The organism is Miniimonas sp. S16, assembly GCF_057748195.1.
This window is the reverse complement of the sequence record NZ_CM173242.1, coordinates 1,777,358-1,795,643: the sequence shown is the minus strand read 5'-3', so window position 1 is coordinate 1,795,643 and position 18,286 is coordinate 1,777,358. Positions and strand designations below refer to the sequence as shown.

Sequence of the window (18,286 nt, the reverse complement as noted above, 5' to 3'; positions counted from 1 at the left end):
CGCCGCACGGCCCCGGGGCGAGGAGCTCCGGGGCCGTGCGGGTCGTGCGGGTCGTGCGGGTCGTGCGGGGCGTGCGATGGTGGGCGTCAGCTCGACGGCGGGCCCCACGGCTGCGTCGGCGGCTTGGGCTCGCCGTCGGGCTCCGTGGGCGTGGGCTCGCCGTCGGGCTCGCCGGACGTGGGCTCGCCGTCGGGCGCAGCGGGCGTGGTCGGCGCGGTGGGCTCAGCCGGACGGTCCCAGGGCTGGCTCGGCTGCGCCTGCGGCTCGCTCGGCGCGGGGGGCGCGGCGGGACGGTCCCAGGGCTGGCTCGGCTGCGCCTGCGGCGCCGCCGACTCGCTCGGCGCGGTGGGCGCGACGGGCTGCGCAGGCGCCTGCGGCTGCGCCCACGGCGCCGCCTCCGGGCTCGTCGGCGCGCCGGGCACCGCCGGCACGACGCCCGCCCCACCGGCGGCCCCGCCACCGGCGCCCGCGTACGCCCCCGCGTAGGCGGCGGCCGCGTCCGGGCCGCCGTTCTTGCGGTTGCGCAGCACGAACCACACCACCAGCGCGACCACCACGAGGAATGCGAGCAGCACGACGACGATCCAGATCGGGAAGCCACCCGCGGACCCGCCGGCCTCCGCCGTCGCGGTGAGCGCCTCGGTGTAGCTCGTGAGGTCCCACGTCGCGGTGTTGCCGTCGATGTCGGCGCCGGGAGCCTCGAGGACCTTGCCCGGGAAGGTCACCACGATGGTGCCCTCGTCCAGCAGGGTCGCGGGGTCGGCGCCCAGGTCGGTGCCGCTGGAGTCGAGGTCGCCGAGGGTGGAGGTGAAGCTCGGCATCGAGAACGTGATGGTGTCGTCGTCGTCGTTCTTGGTGAACGTGAACGACTGGCCCTCGTCGGTGCCCTGGAACTCGCTCGCGGGCACGTCGTCCATCACTACGCGCATCCCGACGTACTCGCCGTCGTCGATCTGCTCGACGGTGACGCCCTCGGGCGCGTCGTCGGTGCCGGAGGTCATCTGCTGGAGGAAGTCGTCCTTCGACATCCCCATCGTCTCCAGCGCGCTGGTCTGCATCGCGATCTCGAGCGTGCCGGTGACCTCGAGGTCGCCGTTCACGGTGAGGTCGGCGTTGTACTTCATGCAGCCCGCGAGCATCGCCACGGCGGCGATCACGACGGCGAGCCGCGGCACCCGGGACAGGATGCGGCGGGAGCGGGAACGGGGGGATCGGTGCGCGGGTGGGGCGGTCGGGCGGGAGGTGGCGGCACGGGTCAGGGTCGGCACGGGGACTCCTCGGAGGGGGACCAGCAGAACGGAGCAGCATAAGGGACGCTACTGGTCCCGGAGCCCTAGGGTGGGCGCCATGACCTCTCCGATCGACCCCACCACCACTGCGGCCTGGGCGGAGCTGGACGCCCTGCGCACCGCCTTCACCCCGGACCTGCGCGCCTGGTTCGACGGCGACCCGGGCCGGGTCGGCCGGTTCTCGCTGCCGCTGGCGGACCTGCACGTGGACCTGTCGAAGAACCTCGTGACGGACGAGGTCCTCGCCGCGCTCGTGCGCCTGGCCGAGCAGACCGGCGTCGCCGACCGCTTCGCCGCGATGCTCGCCGGCCAGCACATCAACACCACCGAGGACCGCGCCGTCCTGCACACCGCGCTGCGCCGCCCCGCGGGTGCGACCCCGCCGCTCGAGGTCGACGGCCAGGACGTCGACGCGGACGTGCAGGCCGTCCTCGACCGGATGTCCGCGTTCGCCGAACGGGTCCGCTCGGGCGAGTGGGTGGGCGTCACGGGGCAGCGCGTCACGCACGTGGTGAACATCGGCATCGGCGGCAGCGACCTCGGCCCCGTCATGGCCTACGAGGCGCTCAAGCCCTACGCCGACGCGGGCATCGAGGCGCGGTTCGTCTCCAACATCGACCCGACCGACCTCGCGCAGAAGGTCTCGGGGCTCAACGCCGAGACCACCCTTTTCATCGTTGCGTCGAAGACGTTCACCACGCTGGAGACCCTCACGAACGCGCGGCTCGCGCGCGACTGGCTGTGGGAGAAGCTCGGCGCGGCGGGCGCGATCGGGACGTCCGAGGAGGACCGGAGCAACGCCGTCGCGCACCACTTCATCGCGGTCTCGACGGCGCTGGACAAGGTCGCGGCGTTCGGGATCGACCCGGCGAACGCGTTCGGGTTCTGGGACTGGGTGGGCGGGCGCTACTCTGTGGGCTCCGCGATCGGCACGAGCCTGGCGATCGCGCTCGGCCCGCAGGTCTTCCGCGACCTGCTCGCGGGCTTCCACGCCGTCGACGAGCACGTGCGCACCACGCCGCTCGCGCAGAACGTGCCGGTCCTCATGGGCCTGCTCAACGTCTGGTACGTCAACTTCCTCGGCTCGCAGACGCACGCCGTGCTGCCGTACGCGCAGCAGCTGCACCGCTTCCCGGCCTACCTCCAGCAGCTCACGATGGAGTCGAACGGCAAGTCCGTGCGCTGGGACGGCTCGCCGGTCTCGACCGACACCGGTGAGGTGTTCTGGGGCGAGCCCGGCACGAACGGCCAGCACGCCTTCTACCAGCTCATCCATCAGGGCACGCGGCTCATCCCGGCGGACTTCATCGCCGTCGTGAACCCCGCCTACCCCCTGCGCGACGGCGAGCAGGACGTCCACGCCCTCTTCCTCGCCAACTTCCTCGCGCAGACCAAGGCGCTCGCGTTCGGCAAGACGGCCGAGGAGGTCGAGGCCGAGGGCACGACGGGCGCGCTCGTCGCGGCGCGGACCTTCGCGGGCAACCGCCCCACGACGTCGATCTTCGCGCCGGCGCTCACGCCGTCGGTGCTGGGCCAGCTCATCGCGCTGTACGAGCACATCACGTTCACGCAGGGCGTGGTCTGGGGGATCAACTCCTTCGACCAGTGGGGCGTGGAGCTGGGCAAGAAGCTCGCCCTGGAGATCGCGCCCGCGATCGAGGGCGACGACGCCGCGCTCGCCGCGCAGGACGCCTCCACCCAGGCGCTCATCGCCTACTACCGCGAGCACCGCGTGTAGTCACGCGAGCCGCGCGCTCAGACAGCGAACGACGGCGCGAGAACGGCCCTCCGCGACCAGAACGGCCCGCTGGGGGCCGTCCTCGTCGCCTCGGGCCGTTCTCGCGCCGTCGTGCGTCGTGCGGGTGGTGCGCTGCGCCGTCGTCCTGGTGAGGGTGGCGGTGCAGGTGGTGCGAGTGCGACTCGGTCGCGCTCGGCTCGGGCGCGTCAGGCCTGGTCGGCCGCCGCGCTCGCCTCCTGCTCGGCGATCTGGCGCCGCACGTCGTCCATGTCGAGCGCGTTGACCTTGCCGAGGAGGTCCTCGAAGGCCGCGGGCGGCATCGCGCCGGCGTTGCGGTAGACCAGGATCTGGTCGCGGAAGACCATGAGCGTCGGGATCGACGTGATCTGCGCCTGCGCGGCCAGCGCCTGCTGGTCCTCGGTGTCCACCTTGCCGAAGACGATCTCGGGGTGGGACTCCGAGGCCTTGCTGAAGGTCGGCGCGAACTGGCGGCACGGGCCGCACCACGAGGCCCAGAAGTCGAGCACGACGGTGCCGTTCTCGCTGATCGTGCTCTCGAAGTTCTCGGCCGTGATCTCGATGGTGGCCATGCGTGCTGCTCCTGTCTGCGGGATCGGGCTCCGCTACGACGTCGGGTGTCCATGCGCGTCAACGCCGAGCGGTGCGTCGGCATTCCGCCGGGCCCGCATCGTCCAGCCCGCGCCGAGCGTCACCACGACGGCGACGACGCCCGCCCCGGTCGAGACGAGGAAGCCGGTGTGGGAGCCGTGCGCGTCGATGAGCGGACCCGCGATCGCGGACCCCGCCGCGACCCCGACGCCGAGCGCCGTGCCCACCCACGTGAGCCCCTCGGTGAGGCGCGTGCCCGGCACGATCTCCTGCACGAGCGAGTTGCCCGAGACCAGCGTCGGGGCGATGGACAGCCCGACCACCACCATGACGCCGGCGAGCATGACGAGCGACGTCGTGAGGAAGAAGAGCGAGACGCCGACGGCGAGCACCACCGTGCCGATGCTGAACCGGCGCCACAGCGGGCTGGACCAGCGCCGCGCGCCGTACACGAACCCGCCCACGAGGGAGCCGGCCGCGAAGCACGCGAGGATCACGCCCGACAGGCCCTTGTAGCCGGACTCCTCGGCGAACGCGACGGTCGAGACGTCGGTCGCGCCGAAGATCGTGCCCATGCACACGAACACCACGACGAGCACGAGCATCCGGCGGTTGCGCAGCAGGGACTGCCGGGAGCCCGCGCTCGCGGCGTCGACCCGGCCGCTGGGCGGCGGCTCGGTGGCGCGCTGCGCGAGGAACGCGTAGCCGCCCAGCACCGCGGCGACGATCGCGACGGCGAGACCGGCCGCCGGGTGCACCCCGGTCGCGAGCACGGTCGCCAGGACGGGGCCGACGACGAACACGACCTCGTCGAGCACCGACTCGAGCGCGTAGGCGGTGTGCATCTCGTCGTGGGTGTCGGTCACGGCGTTCCACCGCGTGCGCACCAGCGAGCCCATGCTTCCCAGCGACGCACCGACGACGACGGCGAGCACGAGCAGGACGGGGACGGGCGCCATCGCGTTCGCCGCGAGGGCGAGGGCGGCGAGCGCGGTCATCGAGATCGCGATCGCCGGGCGCATGACACGCGCCTGGCCGTAGCGGTCGATGAGCTTGGCGATCTGCGGCGCGGCGACCGCCTGCGCGACGACGAACACGCCCGAGACCTGTCCGGCGAGTCCGTAGGAGCCGTACAGACGCTGGTCGGACAGCATGAGGACGATGCCGATGCCGACCATGGAGATCGGCAGGCGCGCGAACAGGCCGGCGAGGGAGAACTTCCAGGCGCCGGGCTTGCTGAGGACCTCGCGGTAGGGGCGGAACATCGCCCGCAGTCTCTCACCCGACCGGCCGGACGGTCGAATCGATTCGGTGCGTCCCGCCTCCGACGGTCGGCGGGAAAAGTTCATCGAAGCGTTACGCCCCGGGGTACCCCGCGTCGGTGGCTCGTCGTAACGTCACGAGGTCAGCCGTCGTACGGAGGGAACGCAAGGATGCACAGACGGACACGATTCGTCGCTGCGGCCGGAGCCGCAAGTCTCGTCACGGCGGGGGCGGTGATCGTCCCGGCTACCGCCTACGCGGACGTCAGCGCCGACGCCGCCGTGGTGATCAACGAGGTCTACGGAGGTGGTGGCGGGGGATCCTCCGTCTACCAGCAGGACTTCGTCGAGCTTCGCAACACCAGTGCTGCACCGGTCGACCTGACCGGATACTCGGTGCAGTACGCCGCAGCCGCGGGGACGAACTGGTCGGGTCGAATCGATCTCGCCGGCTCGATCGCCCCGGGCGACACCTTCCTCGTGGTCACGGGCACGGCCGGGTCCGGCACCCCGACGCCGACGGGAGACGTCACCGGATCGGTCAACCTGGCCCAGGCCAACGGCAACGTCGCCCTCGTGTCCCGTCAGACGGCGCTCACGTGCGCCACCACGGCCTGCGCCACCGACGACGCGGTCGTCGACCTCGTCGGCTACGGCACCGGCGCCGCCTTCGCCGGGTCCGGCCCGGCCACCGGGATGAGCCAGACCACCTCCGTCGCCCGCAACGCCGCGGGCACCAACACCGGCAACAACGCCGCGGACTTCGCGGCCGGCGCGCCGACGCCGCAGGCCTCGACGGGCACGACTCCGACGCCGGAGCCCACCACCGAGCCGACGGTGGCGCCGACCACTGAGCCGACCATCCAGCCCACCACCGGACCGACCACTGGGCCCACCACCGAGCCGACCAGTGAGCCCACGGCAGAGCCGACGGGCGGGCCCACGGCCCCGAGCTGGACCCCGATCGCGCAGATCCAGGGCACCGGCACCTCCGTCGCCGTCACGGGCACCGTGACGACGCGCGGCGTGGTCACGGCGGCGTACCCCACGGGCGGGTTCGCCGGCTACGTCATCCAGACCCCCGGCACCGGCGGGACCACCACCGGCCGGACGGCGTCGGACGCGATCTTCGTCTACTCCCCGAACACCGTGGCCCAGGTCGAGATCGGCGACTACGTCGAGGTGACCGGCGCGGCGGGTGAGTTCAACGGCCTGAGCCAGGTCGACCTGCGCAGCGGCACCCTCACGGAGCTGACCGACGAGGTCGAGCCGGTCGTCCCGCTCTCGATGGCCTGGCCGGCCACCGACGCCGAGCGCGAGGCGATCGAGTCGATGCTCCTCGCGCCCGCGGGCGACTACACGGTGACGAACACCTACTCCACCAACCAGTACGCCGAGGTCGGCCTCGCGAGCGGCACCACGCCGCTGCGCCAGCCCACCGACGTCGCGCGTCCGAACAGCGTCGAGGCCGCTGCGGTGGTCGCCGACAACGCCTCTCGCGCGGTCACGCTCGACGACGGCGCGACGACGAACTTCCTCGCTGCCGCCAACCAGTCGCAGACGCCGCCCTACGTCTCGCTCACCGACCCGGTGCGCGTCGGTGCCCCGGTGACGTTCACGCACCCGGTCGTCGTCGACTACCGCAACAACACGTGGAAGCTCGCGCCGACGTCGCAGGTCACCCCCGCGGACCCGGCCGCCTACCCCGCGACGTTCGCGAACACCCGGACCGCCGGGCCGGACGCCGCCGCGATCGGCGACGCCGACCTCACCCTCGCCTCGTTCAACGTCCTCAACTACTTCACGACGCTCGGCGCGGACACGCCCGGGTGCACCGCGTACACGGACCGGACCGGCAACGGCGTCACCGTGAACAGCGGCTGCGACCCCCGAGGGGCCTGGGACGCCGACGACCTGAAGCGGCAGCAGGACAAGATCGTCGCCGCGATCGGGGGCATCGACGCGAGCGTCATCGGGCTCATGGAGATCGAGAACTCGGCCAAGCTCGGCGAGACCCCGGACGAGGCCACGGCCACGCTCGTCGCCGCCCTCAACGCGGCAGCGGGCACCACGAAGTGGGCCTACGTCCCGTCCAGCACCGAGCTGCCGCCCGTGAGCACGCAGGACGTGATCACGAACGCGATCATCTACCAGCCGGCCGAGGTCACCCCGGACGGCGCCTCCCACGCGCTCGGCACGGCGTCGGGCACGAACCAGGCGTTCGACAACGCGCGTGAGCCGATCGGCCAGCGGTTCGTCCCCGCGGGGGAATCCGGCGACGACGAGGACGCGATCTTCGTCGTGGTCAACCACTTCAAGTCCAAGGGCTCGGCGGGACCGCTGCCGGGCGACGCGGACAGCGGTGACGGCCAGGGTGCGTCCAACGCCTCCCGCGTCGCGCAGGCCACGGCGCTGCGCGACTGGCTGCCGACGGTGACCGAGGAGGGCGACGCCGTCGCCCTCGTGGGTGACTTCAACTCCTACGGCACGGAGGACCCGCTCGAGGTGCTCTACGACGACGGGTTCACCGACGTCGAGCAGCACTTCGACGTCCCGGAGAGCTCCTACAGCTTCTCGGGCCTGTCCGGGTCGCTGGACCACGTCCTCCTCAACGAGGCGGCCCTGGCGCGCGCGACCGGCGCCGACATCTGGTCGATCAACTCGGGCGAGTCGATCGCGCTGGAGTACAGCCGGTACAACTACCACGGCACGCTCTTCTACGCCCCGGACGCCTACCGGTCCTCCGACCACGACCCGGTGGTCGTGGGCCTCACGGCCGACGGCGGAGCGGCCGAGCCGATCGAGCTCGACCTCGTCAACCTCAACGACTTCCACGGGCGGATCGACGCCAACACCGTGAAGGTCGCAGGCACGGTGGAGCAGCTGCGCGCGCAGAACCCCGAGGGCACGGTCTTCGTGTCCGCCGGTGACAACATCGGCGCATCGCTGTTCGCCTCGGCGCTGCAGCAGGACCAGCCGACGATCGACGTCCTCAACGCGCTCGACCTCGCCACCTCGGCCGTGGGCAACCACGAGTTCGACCAGGGTTACGCCGACCTCACCGACCGCGTGATCGGGGCCGACAAGCCGAACGCGCAGTGGGCCTACCTCGGTGCGAACGTCTACGAGAAGGGCACCCAGACCCCGGCGCTGCCGGAGTACGACGTCGTGGAGGTCGACGGCGTGCGCCTGGGCTTCGTGGGCGTGGTGACGGAGGAGACGCCGACGCTCGTGACGCCGTCGGGCATCGCGGACCTCGACTTCGGCGACCCCGTCGAGGCGCTCAACCGGGTGACCGGCGAGCTGCTCGACGGCGACGAGTCGAACGGCGAGGCCGACGTGGTGGTCGCGCTCGTGCACGAGGGCGCCGGCGCGGGCACGCCCGACGGCGCCACGATCGAGCAGGAGATCGCCGCCGGCGGCGCGTTCGCCGACGTCGTGACCGGCACCGACCCGCGGGTCGCGGCCTTCCTCACCGGCCACACCCACAAGCAGTACGCGTGGGACGCGCCGATCACGGGCACCGACCGCACGCGACCGGTCATCCAGACCGGCAGCTACGGCGAGTTCGTGGGGCACACCACGCTGCTCGTGGACCCGGGTTCGTTCGAGGTCGTGGACTACGCCGTGGAGAACGTCGCCCGGACGACCACCTCAGACGCCGAGCTCGTCGCGGCCTACCCGCGGGTGGCCGACGTCAAGACGATCGTCGACGCGGCGCTCGCCGAGGCGACCGTGATCGGCGCGCGGCCGGTGGGTGCGGTGACGTCGGACATCACGACGGCGTTCGCGGGCGGGTCGTTCGCGAACGGCGTCTGGACCGGCGGCACGCGGGACGACCGCGCGTCGGAGTCCGCGCTGGGCAACCTCGTGGCGAGCTCGCTGCGCGACACGCTCGCCGACGACAGCCGGGGCGGCGCCGACATCGGCGTCGTCAACCCGGGCGGCCTGCGGTCCGAGCTGTACTACGCCCCGGACGGCGTCGTGACCTACGCGGAGGCGAACGGCGTCCTGCCGTTCGTGAACAACCTCTGGACGGTCACGCTCACGGGCGCGCAGCTGGACACGCTGCTCGAGCAGCAGTGGCAGACGAACGACGACGGCGTGACGCGGCCCTCCCGGCCGTACCTCGCTCTGGGCCTGTCGGACAACGTCACCTGGGTCGCGGACACCGCCGACGGCAACGCGACGCCGGGCGACAACGTGTCGGCGATCTACGTGAACGGCGAGCTCGTGCAGCCCGACGACACGTTCACCGTGGCGACGTTCTCGTTCCTGGCGACCGGAGGTGACAACTTCCGGGTCTTCACGCAGGGCACCGGGGTGCGTGACTCCGGCCTCGTGGACCGCGACGCGTGGATCGACTACATCGCCGACAACAGCCCGCTGACGCCGTCGTTCGCCCGCACCCGCACCGTCCTGCCGGCCCTGCCCGGCACGGTCGAGGCGGGCTCGGACGTGACGCTCGACCTCGCCGGGCTCAACCTCACGTCGCTCGGGGCGCCCGCCAACGCGAGCGTCTCGGTGACGCTCGGGGGCACGCTCGTCGGCACGGCGCCGGTCCTCGCCGGGACGTCGTCGGTCACCGTCACGGTGCCCGCCGACGCCGTGGCCGGGGACACCGCGTTCACGGTCACGGTCGACCCGGCCGGGACGGTGGCGCAGATCCCCGTGACGATTGCGGCCGCGGCCGAGAAGACCGTGGACCTCACGCTGCTCAACGTCAACGACTTCCACGGCCGGATCGACGCCAACACCGTGAAGGTCGCCGGGACGATCGAGCAGCAGCGGGCCGAGGTCGAGGCCGCCGGCGGCGAGGTCGCGTTCCTGTCTGCGGGCGACAACATCGGGGCGTCGCTGTTCGCCTCGTCGGTCGCGCAGGACCAGCCGACCATCGACGTGCTGAACGCACTGGGCCTGGCGGCCTCCGCCGTCGGGAACCACGAGTTCGACGGCTCCTTCGCCGACCTCACCGACCGGGTGATCGGGTCGGAGGCCGACTCCAACGCGGACTGGACCTACCTCGGGGCGAACGTCTACGACGCCACGGGCAACCCGGTCCTGCCCGAGTACGAGCTGCTCGAGCTGGGCGACGTGACGGTCGGCGTGATCGGCGCCGTCACTCAGGAGACGCCGTCGCTCGTCTCGCCGGGCGGCATCGTGGGCCTCACCTTCGGTGACCCGGTCGAGGCGGTCAACCGCGTCGCGGCGCAGCTCACCGACGGCGACCCGGCCAACGGCGAGGCCGACGTCCTCGTGGCCGAGTACCACGAGGGGGCCGGCGCGGGCACGCCCGACGGCGCCACGCTCGAGGAGGAGGTCGCGGCCGGCGGCGCGTTCGCCGACATCGTGACGAAGACCTCGGCGTCGGTGGACGTCATCTTCACCGGCCACACGCACAAGCAGTACGCGTGGGACGCCCCGGTCCCGGGCGTGGACGGGGCGACCCGGCCGGTGCTGCAGACGGGCTCCTACGGGGAGTTCGTGGGTCGCGTCGACCTCACCTACGACACCGAGACCGACACGGTCACCGCCCACACGGCGACCAACGTGGCCCGCACCACGACGGCCGACGCCGAGCTCGTGGCGGCCTACCCGCGGGTGGCCGAGGTCAAGACGATCGTCGACGCGGCGCTCGCCTACGCGGACGTGATCGGCGCCGAGCCGGTCGGTTCGGTGACCGCGGACATCACGACCGCGTTCGCCGGCGGCTCGTACGTCAACGGGGTCTGGACCGGGGGCACCCGGGACGACCGGGCGTCGGAGTCGGCACTCGGGAACCTCGTGGCGAACTCGCTGGTGGAGTCGCTGTCGGCACCCGAGCGGGGCGCGGCGACGATCGGCGTGGTCAACCCCGGCGGCCTGCGGGCCGAGCTCCTGCGCGGGGCGGACGGGGTGATCACGTACGCCGAGGCCAACGCGGTCCTGCCGTTCGTGAACAACCTCTGGACCACGACGCTCACGGGCGACCAGGTCATCGAGATGCTCGAGCAGCAGTGGCAGACCACGGCGACCGGGACCGTGCCCTCGCGGCCGTTCCTCAAGCTCGGCCTGTCCGAGAACATCTCCTACACCTACGACCCCGACCCCGACGGTGACGGCGTGCTGCTCGGCGACCTCGACGACCAGGGCAGGCACATCACCTCGGTCACGGTCGACGGGGCACCGATCGACGAGGCCGGGCAGTACCGGATCGGGTCGTTCTCCTTCCTCCTGCAGGGCGGGGACAACTTCCGGATCTTCACGTCGGGCACCGACACGCGCGACTCGGGTCTCATCGACCGTGACGCGTGGATCGACTACCTGCGTGACGCCTCGCCGCTCTCGCCGGACTTCGCCAAGCAGGCGGTGGCCGTGGAGCCGGTGGAGCCCGTCGTGGCGGGCGGCACGCTGGCCGTGACGCTCTCCCGGTTCGACCTCACCTCGCTCGGCGCGCCGCAGAACACCACGGCGACCGCGCTGCTCGGTGGGACCGCGGTCGGGACGGCGACGGTGTCGGGCGGGTCCGTGACGCTGAACGTCGTGGTGCCGGCCACGACGCCCGTGGGGCAGCAGCTCCTCACGGTGCGGCTCGCGCCCTCGGGCACCGAGGTGACGATCCCGATCGAGGTCGAGGCGGCTCCGCCGGTGAAGGTGACGACCACGACGAGCCTGTGGCTGTCGCAGCAGGACGTGCGCAAGTGGCAGATTCTGCCGGTGCTCGCGACGTCCTACGTGCGGGCCTCGGACGGGTCGTTCGTGACCGGCACGGTCGAGATCCGGTCCGGTGACCGGGTCGTGAGCCGGGCACCGGTGTTCGCCGGGGTCTCGATCGCGCTGATCTGGCCCTGGCAGCAGCAGGTCGGCACACAGGAGCTGACCGCGACCTTCATCCCGCGCGACGGCGGCCCGGCCGGGTCGACGAGCGCTCCGGTGAAGTTCCGGGTCCGCTGACGCAGCAGAAGGGGGCCGACCGCGATGCGGTCGGCCCCCTTCTGCGTGCCCGGCGCCTGTGTGGGCGCGAGGCGTCAGGCGATCGCGTCCGCCACCACGGCGCGCGCCGCGTCCTGCACCTGCTCGAGGTGCTCGGGCGAGACGAACGACTCGGCGTAGATCTTGTAGACGTCCTCGGTGCCGGACGGCCGAGCGGCGAACCAGGCGTTCGCCGTCGTGACCTTGAGCCCACCGATGGGCTCACCGTTGCCGGGCGCCGTGACCAGCCGCGCGGTGATCTCCTCGCCCGCGAGCGTCGTGGCGGTGACGGCCGACGGCGAGAGCGCCTTGAGCGCGGCCTTCTCCTCGCGCGTCGCGGGCGCGTCCACGCGGGCGTACCAGGACTCCCCGTGCCTCGCCACGAGCGAGCGGTGGTAGGCCGACGGCGAGGCGCCGGTCTTCGCGGTGATCTCGGCCGCGAGCAGGTCGAGGATGAAGCCGTCCTTGTCCGTGGTCCAGACGGTGCCGTCGAGCCGGAGGAACGAGGCCCCTGCGCTCTCCTCGCCACCGAAGCCCATCGTGGTCTGCAGCAGGCCGTCGGCGAAGTACTTGAACCCGACGGGGGTCTCGATGAGCGGACGGCCGAGGTCGGCCGCGACGCGGTCGATGAGCGAGGACGAGACGAGCGTCTTGCCGACACCTGCCGACGCGGGCCAGCCGGACCGGTTGCGGAACAGGTAGTCGATGCAGACCGCGAGGAAGTGGTTGGGGTTCATCAGCCCGCCGTCGGGCGTGACGATCCCGTGCCGGTCGGAGTCGCCGTCATTCCCCGTCGCGAGGTCGTAGGGCGCGGAGCCGCCGTCGGGAACGGCCATGATCTCGCGCAGCGACGCCATCGCGTACGGCGAGGAGCAGTCCATCCGGATCTTGCCGTCCCAGTCCAGCGTCATGAACGAGAACTGCGGGTCGGCGTCGGGGTGGATGACCGTGAGGTCGAGCCCGTAGCGTTCGCCGATGACTCCCCAGTACTCCACGCTCGCGCCGCCGAGCGGGTCGGCGCCGATGCGCACGCCCGCTGCGCGGATCGCCTCGAGGTCGACCACCGAGGGCAGGTCGTCCACGAACGTCGCGCGGTAGTCGTGCTTGACCACGAGGTCGCTCGCGACGGCGCGCTCGTACGGCGTGCGGTCGATCGAGCCGAGGCCGGCGCGCACGAGCTCGTTGGCGCGCCGCGCGATCCAGCCGGTGACGTCGCCGCCGGCCGGGCCGCCGTCGGTCGCGTTGTACTTGATGCCGCCGTCGGTGGGCGGGTTGTGGGACGGCGTGATGACGATGCCGTCGGCGATCCCCGGCCCGGCCGTGCGCGGCCCCTCGCTGGTCGCGGCGCCGTTGTGCAGGAGGATCGAGTGGGACACCGCGGGCGTCGGCGTGTAGGAGCCGCGCGCGTCCACCCAGACCTCGACCCCGGCCGCCACGAGCACCTCGAGCACGGTGCGCTCGGCGGGCTCGGAGAGCGCATGGGTGTCGCGACCGACGTAGAGCGGCCCGTCGATGCCCTGCGCGCGGCGGTAGTCGACGATCGCCGCGGTGATCGCCGCGACGTGCGTCTCGGTGAAGCTGCCGTTGAGGCTCGAGCCGCGGTGGCCGGAGGTGCCGAAGACCACCTGCTGCACCGGGTCCTCCACGTCGGGCACGGTGTCGTAGTAGAGGCCGAGAACCTTCTCGACGTCGATGAGGTCCTCGGGCTGGGCGGGCTGGCCGGCGCGTGGGTGCATGGCCTGATCCTGCCAGCGCCGCGCACGCGACGACTAGGCTTCGCGGCCGCGACGCCCGTCACGCCGCCGGTCACCACGGCCCGCGGCGGGGGCGTCCGGCGACGCACTCCGACTAGGCTTGCTCGCCATGGCCAAGAAGAACCGCCGGTCCTCGGGCCCCGCGCAGCGCGCGGGCGGCACGCGCCCCGGAACCCGTCCCGCCAGCTCCCGCCCGGACACGCACGGCGCCGGTGCCGACGCCGGCGCCGCCACCGCTCCCGGCGCCGCGAGCGCCGAGGCGACCACGCGGCAGCGCCGCACCCCGGTCCCCTTCGTCGCCCGCCCGTTCGAGGGCCTCGCGGGCGAGGCCGACTGGGTCGCGGTGCGCGAGATCGTGCCGTCCGCGGTGGGCACGGTGCGCACGACGGCCGAGCACGGCGCCGTCGACGTCACGATCGTGAGCCTTCTGCCCGACCTCATGCCGGCCGTGCGTCGCGAGGACGGCCAGGTGCTTGTGGCCCTGCAGACGGTCGGCACGAGCGGCGACGCGAGCCGCGACGTCGCGGACGCGCTGCTGCGCGCCCTCGAGCTCGAGCCCGGGGACGCCCTGACCACCAACGACCTGCCCGAGCCGGGACCCCGGCTGCAGGACGTGCTCGACCCCGCCGTCCCCTTCGAGCCCGAGGTGCGTGACGAGTTCGACTTCTGGCTCGCGCCGGGCGAGCACGCGCACGAGGTGGAGGCGGCGCTCGAGAACGCCAACGAGCTCATCGTGCCGACGCGCCCCGTCGCCGTCCCGGAGGAGCTGGGCAAGGCGTTCTGGTGCCGGATGAACGGCAAGGAGTTCCTGCGCTGGGTCGTGGCCGCCGCCGAGGAGGAGACGCTCGACGCGCTGGCGCGGCTCGCGGCGCGGCGCACCGCGGCCCTGGAGGAGGGCGCACGGCTGATCGGGGCGTTCCGCACGTGCGGCGTGCTGGTCCCGGTGTGGGAGCTGGTCCGCGGCACGGAGGCCGACGAGCTGGCCGAGCCGGTCGCGGCCCTCGCCGAGCGGCTCGGGACCGCGCTGCGGACCACGGACCCGCTGACCTCCGACGAGCGCCGGGCCCGCGCGGGGCTCGTCTCCCGCCAGGTCAACCTTCGCTAAAGCACACGCCACGCACGACGGCGAGCCCGCAGTCCTCGAGGCGAGCGCGGCCACGATGGGCAAGTGGCGGGCAACCGACCGGCAACCGGTCGGCAAGCGATGAGCAACAGACCAGCAACCGACGAGCATCGTAAGGTAAGCACCGTGGACGGACAGGGCGCCTCGAGCCGGGACCCGCTGCGCGTCGTCCGCGCCCGTGGCGCGTCGCGTCCCGCACCCTCCGACACCGTGCGCCGGGCTCAGCGCGTCGCCGCCGTCATCCCCGCCAAGGACGAGTCCGAGCGGATCGCCGCGACCATCCGCGCCGCCCGCGCCATCCCGAGCGTCGACCTCGTGCTCGTCGTGGACGACGGCAGCACGGACGACACCCAGCACGTCGCCCGCGCCGCCGGTGCCGTCGTCGTGCGGCACTCGCACAACCGCGGCAAGGCCTCGGCGATGGAGACCGGCGCCGCGGTCGCGGCGATGCGCGACGCCGACGGCGAGCCGCCCCGCCTCCTGCTCTTCATCGACGCCGACCTCGGCGACACCGCGGTGAACACCGCACCACTCGTCCCGCCGGTGCTCGCCGGCAAGGCCGACCTCTCGGTCGCGATCCTCCCGCCGCAGGCGGGCGCCGGTGGTCACGGCATCGTGCTCGGCCTCGCACGTCGCGCGATCCAGGCGGTGTCGGGCGGTTGGACGCCCAAGGCGCCGCTGTCCGGTCAGCGCTGCCTCACCCGCGAGGCGTTCGAGGCCGCGACGCCGCTCGCGCGTGGCTGGGGCGTGGAGACAGGGATGACGATCGACCTGCTCGAGCAGGGCTTCGCCGTCGTGGAGGTGCCGTGCGACCTGCGCCACCGGCCCAGCGGCAAGGACCTACGGGGCTACCTGCACCGTGCGGCGCAGTACCGCGACATCGCCTACGCGATCTCGGTGCGCAAGGTCCGCCGGTACTGAGCGTCCGCCGGCACGGCGAGCTCAGCGCTCGCCGTCGCCCGCGCTCGCCTGCGCCGGTTCCTCGCTCGGCGCCAGCGTGAGCAGCCAGCTCGCGCACGTCGCGAGCAGCAGCGGCACCGCGAGCGCGACGCCGTAGGCCGGGATCGCGATCCCGGAGTCGTTGACGGCGAACCCGATGCCGAGCGCCACGGCGAGCGCCACGAAGCCGGGCCGCAGCATCGGCACCACGTCGCCGAGCTCGGACAGCCGCGCCCCCGCGCTCAGCCACGAGAACCGGCCCCCGCCGGGTGAGGTGATCGCCGAGCGCACCGGCCGGGCCAGCAGCAGCACCACCAGCGCGACGCCCGCGATCGCGAGGATCGTGAGCGGCCGGTTGTTCGCGAGGATCCGCAGGTTCGCCTCGAGCTTGCGGCCCACCACGTCCCACGCCCCGCCGTCGAGCACGGTCTGCACGAACCTGCCGAGGTGGGTGCGGTCCTCCGCCGGGCGCAGGTAGTCCAGGACCGCGAGCGCCGCGGTCGCGGCGACGGCGGCGCCGACGACGGCGAGCACCCGCCCCCACGTGATCCGCACCCCCGCGGCCATGAGGGCGAGCAGGGCGAACGCCGGGATGATCGCCGGCGGACCGCCGAAGTCGGCGCCGATGCCGGGGGCGCCGTCAAGCACGGTGGCGAGCAGACCGACGATCGCGACGATCGCCGCAGCACCGGCCCGCTGCCCGCGGCGCACGAGGTGGTTCGTGACGGCCAGGCAGAGGAGGATGCACGCCGTCGTGAACAGTGCGAACGCCGTGTTGTTGAAGCCGTAGAAGCGGCCGGCCACCAGCACGGGCACGCCCATCACGGCCGAGAGCTGCAGGCGCGCGCCGGTCGCGACGTCGACGGCGAGCACGAGCGCCGTGAGCCCGGCCACCACGCCCATCGGGACGAGCAGGCCGGGGATGCTCGGCGCGGGGCGCGCGCTGCCCGTGACGTCCGAGCCTGCGGCGGGCGCGGGCGCTTGCGCGGGCGTGGGCGCGGGCGCGGGCGCTTGCGCGGGTGAGCCGGCCACAGCGTCGACGGCGTGACGCGAGGCTCGCCGTCGTCCCGCCGCTGCGGCCGCGACCAGCGCGCCCGCGGTCACGACCGCGCAGATCGCCAGCGTGGCGACGGCCAGGGCCAGCCCCGCCGGCTCCACCCGCCACCACGGCAGGAGGTTGGCGAGGAACGTGGAGACCGGGATCGCGGCCATCGCGACGGCGACGACGCGCAGCGTGCGCAGGACCCGAGGCCGCTCGCGGGTCGGCGAGACCGTCGCCGGGTCGGTGCGCCGCCAGCGCGCGAACCACCGGCCGAGCCGGGTCGCGGTCTGTCGTGAGAGGCCGAGCGCGACCCCCGCGTAGAGGATGACGTTGAGGATGACGAGCAGGAGGTAGAACGGCGCGACGAGCGGACGCTGCGCCTGCGCGTGGTCGTTCGCGTCCACGAGGGCCGCGATGCGGTCCTCGCCCGCGTCGGTGGTCCCGGCGCCGCCGACGACGTACGGCGCCGAGCCCACGAGCGAGGCGGACGGCGTGGTGAGCCGCGCGATGCCGGCGGTGCGCAGGAACCACGGCGTGAGGTCGGTGGCCTGCACGTACCCGGGCTGGCGCGTGGAGGTCGAGGTGAGCGTGCCCGGGCCGAGCCCGTCGGCGGCGATGACCTGGAGCGCGGGGCTGGACCCGGAGTCGGCGAGCGAGGCGGCGACGACGAGCGGGCGGTCCCGTGCGTCCCCGGCGGCCTCCGCGACGCCGCTGAGCACCTCGCCGACGAGCGCGTCGACCACCGCGACCTGCTGGGCGCGGAACGCCGCCCGGTCCGCCTCCGACGGCTCGTCCGCGGCCGCCGATCCCGGCTGCGCCACCCAGTCCCGGACGGAGCCTACGTCGACGACGAGCACCGCGGAGTCCGCCATCGCGTCGCGAACGGCGTGCTCGAGCGCCGCGGCGTCCTCGGGTCGGGGGAGCGCGGTGCCGGCGACGGCACCGTTCGACGTGGCCAGCGCGATCGCGGCGCCGGGCCCGATCGCCGTCGCGGCCACACCCGCCGCGCGCAGCTCGTCGCCGAGGAGACCGGGGCGGGAGTCGTAGGAGGAGCTCGCGGACGCCGCCGCGTAGTCCGCCCAGCCGGGCACCGTCGCGCCGGTCGCGGCGCCGTCGGTCGAGGCCTCCTCGAGCGGCCGGCAGGTGAGGCCGGAGTCGTCGGTGGTGCGGTCCGCCGCCGCCAGGTCGGCCGCACGCGCGCCCGAGGAGACCGCGAGCCAGCCGTCCGCCGGGCAGGTGGTCGACCGGACGCTGCGCACCACGAGGTTGCCCACGCCCGTGCCCACGCCGAGGCGCCACAGCGACGGCGTCGCCTCCGGCGAGACGTCGTCCCAGCGCACGCCCGTGAAGCCGACGACCACGAGCGGGCGGGCCTCGTCCTCGCCGTCGCGGGTGTCCGCGTGCGCCGCGGGAGACCAGGGTGCCAGCGGACCGAGCACCGTCGTCAGAAGCGCTGCGAGGAGGGTCAGCGCGAGCAGCCGCGCCGTGGGAGGGACCGGTCTGTCGCCGCGTCGGCGGGGGCGTCGGGCGGCGGGTGCGATCACGCTGCCAGGGTAGGCGAGCGGATAGGGTCGCTCGG

General features: G+C 73.4%; 9 protein-coding genes. 4 read left to right on the top strand and 5 right to left on the bottom strand.

The genetic code is table 11. The annotated features are described in order from the left end of the window. Nucleotides 1-86: 86 nt before the first annotated feature. Nucleotides 87-1,268 (bottom strand): LppM family (lipo)protein, encoded by a 1,182-nt coding sequence (locus AC3AQ1_RS07770; protein WP_159096437.1) that lies wholly within the window; start codon nucleotides 1,266-1,268, stop codon nucleotides 87-89. Between the two features lie 79 nt (nucleotides 1,269-1,347). Between AC3AQ1_RS07770 and pgi the strand changes: the two genes are divergently transcribed. Next, complete coding sequence (gene pgi / locus AC3AQ1_RS07765; protein WP_108720072.1) at nucleotides 1,348-3,027, top strand: glucose-6-phosphate isomerase; 1,680 nt, start codon at nucleotides 1,348-1,350, stop codon at nucleotides 3,025-3,027. Nucleotides 3,028-3,233: 206 nt separating this feature from the next. Here pgi and trxA read toward each other — a convergent pair whose 3' ends face one another. Together trxA and AC3AQ1_RS07755 are read right to left on the bottom strand one after the other, a co-directional pair. Then, the gene (gene trxA / locus AC3AQ1_RS07760; RefSeq protein WP_108718513.1) at nucleotides 3,234-3,617 is read right to left on the bottom strand and encodes a thioredoxin; all 384 of its coding nucleotides are present in this window, start codon (nucleotides 3,615-3,617) and stop codon (nucleotides 3,234-3,236) included. A gap of 33 nt (nucleotides 3,618-3,650) precedes the next feature. Then, a complete protein-coding gene (locus AC3AQ1_RS07755; RefSeq protein ID WP_108718512.1) occupies nucleotides 3,651-4,901 on the bottom strand; it encodes an MFS transporter in 1,251 nt (416 codons plus the stop codon). 231 nt (nucleotides 4,902-5,132) lie between these two features. Here AC3AQ1_RS07755 and AC3AQ1_RS07750 point away from each other — a divergent pair, with 231 nt between their 5' ends. Further along, nucleotides 5,133-11,831, top strand: a complete 6,699-nt coding sequence (locus tag AC3AQ1_RS07750) for an ExeM/NucH family extracellular endonuclease (RefSeq protein ID WP_370445338.1) — start codon at nucleotides 5,133-5,135, stop codon at nucleotides 11,829-11,831. Between the two features lie 74 nt (nucleotides 11,832-11,905). On the opposite strand, the gene pgm is transcribed toward AC3AQ1_RS07750, so the two are convergent. After that, on the bottom strand, nucleotides 11,906-13,585 hold the full coding sequence (gene pgm / locus AC3AQ1_RS07745) for a phosphoglucomutase (alpha-D-glucose-1,6-bisphosphate-dependent) (protein ID WP_108718510.1): 1,680 nt from the start codon (nucleotides 13,583-13,585) through the stop codon (nucleotides 11,906-11,908). A gap of 127 nt (nucleotides 13,586-13,712) precedes the next feature. Between pgm and AC3AQ1_RS07740 the strand changes: the two genes are divergently transcribed. Continuing rightward, a complete protein-coding gene (locus AC3AQ1_RS07740; protein ID WP_234417885.1) occupies nucleotides 13,713-14,708 on the top strand; it encodes a DUF5926 family protein in 996 nt (331 codons plus the stop codon). Between the two features lie 228 nt (nucleotides 14,709-14,936). Beyond that, nucleotides 14,937-15,647: a glycosyltransferase family 2 protein gene (locus tag AC3AQ1_RS07735; protein ID WP_234417933.1), complete on the top strand. Its 711-nt coding sequence runs from the start codon at nucleotides 14,937-14,939 to the stop codon at nucleotides 15,645-15,647. A 21-nt stretch (nucleotides 15,648-15,668) separates the two neighbouring features. Here AC3AQ1_RS07735 and AC3AQ1_RS07730 read toward each other — a convergent pair whose 3' ends face one another. Continuing rightward, nucleotides 15,669-18,251 (bottom strand): serine/threonine-protein kinase, encoded by a 2,583-nt coding sequence (locus AC3AQ1_RS07730; protein WP_108718508.1) that lies wholly within the window; start codon nucleotides 18,249-18,251, stop codon nucleotides 15,669-15,671. Nucleotides 18,252-18,286: the final 35 nt, after the last annotated feature.

Coding starts and splice junctions, on each gene's coding strand:
- pgi (WP_108720072.1), top strand. CDS start 1,348: ATGACCTCTCCGATCGACCCCACCACCACTGCGGCCTGGGCGGAGCTG.
- trxA (WP_108718513.1), bottom strand. CDS start 3,617: ATGGCCACCATCGAGATCACGGCCGAGAACTTCGAGAGCACGATCAGC.
- AC3AQ1_RS07755 (WP_108718512.1), bottom strand. CDS start 4,901: ATGTTCCGCCCCTACCGCGAGGTCCTCAGCAAGCCCGGCGCCTGGAAG.
- pgm (WP_108718510.1), bottom strand. CDS start 13,585: ATGCACCCACGCGCCGGCCAGCCCGCCCAGCCCGAGGACCTCATCGAC.
- AC3AQ1_RS07740 (WP_234417885.1), top strand. CDS start 13,713: ATGGCCAAGAAGAACCGCCGGTCCTCGGGCCCCGCGCAGCGCGCGGGC.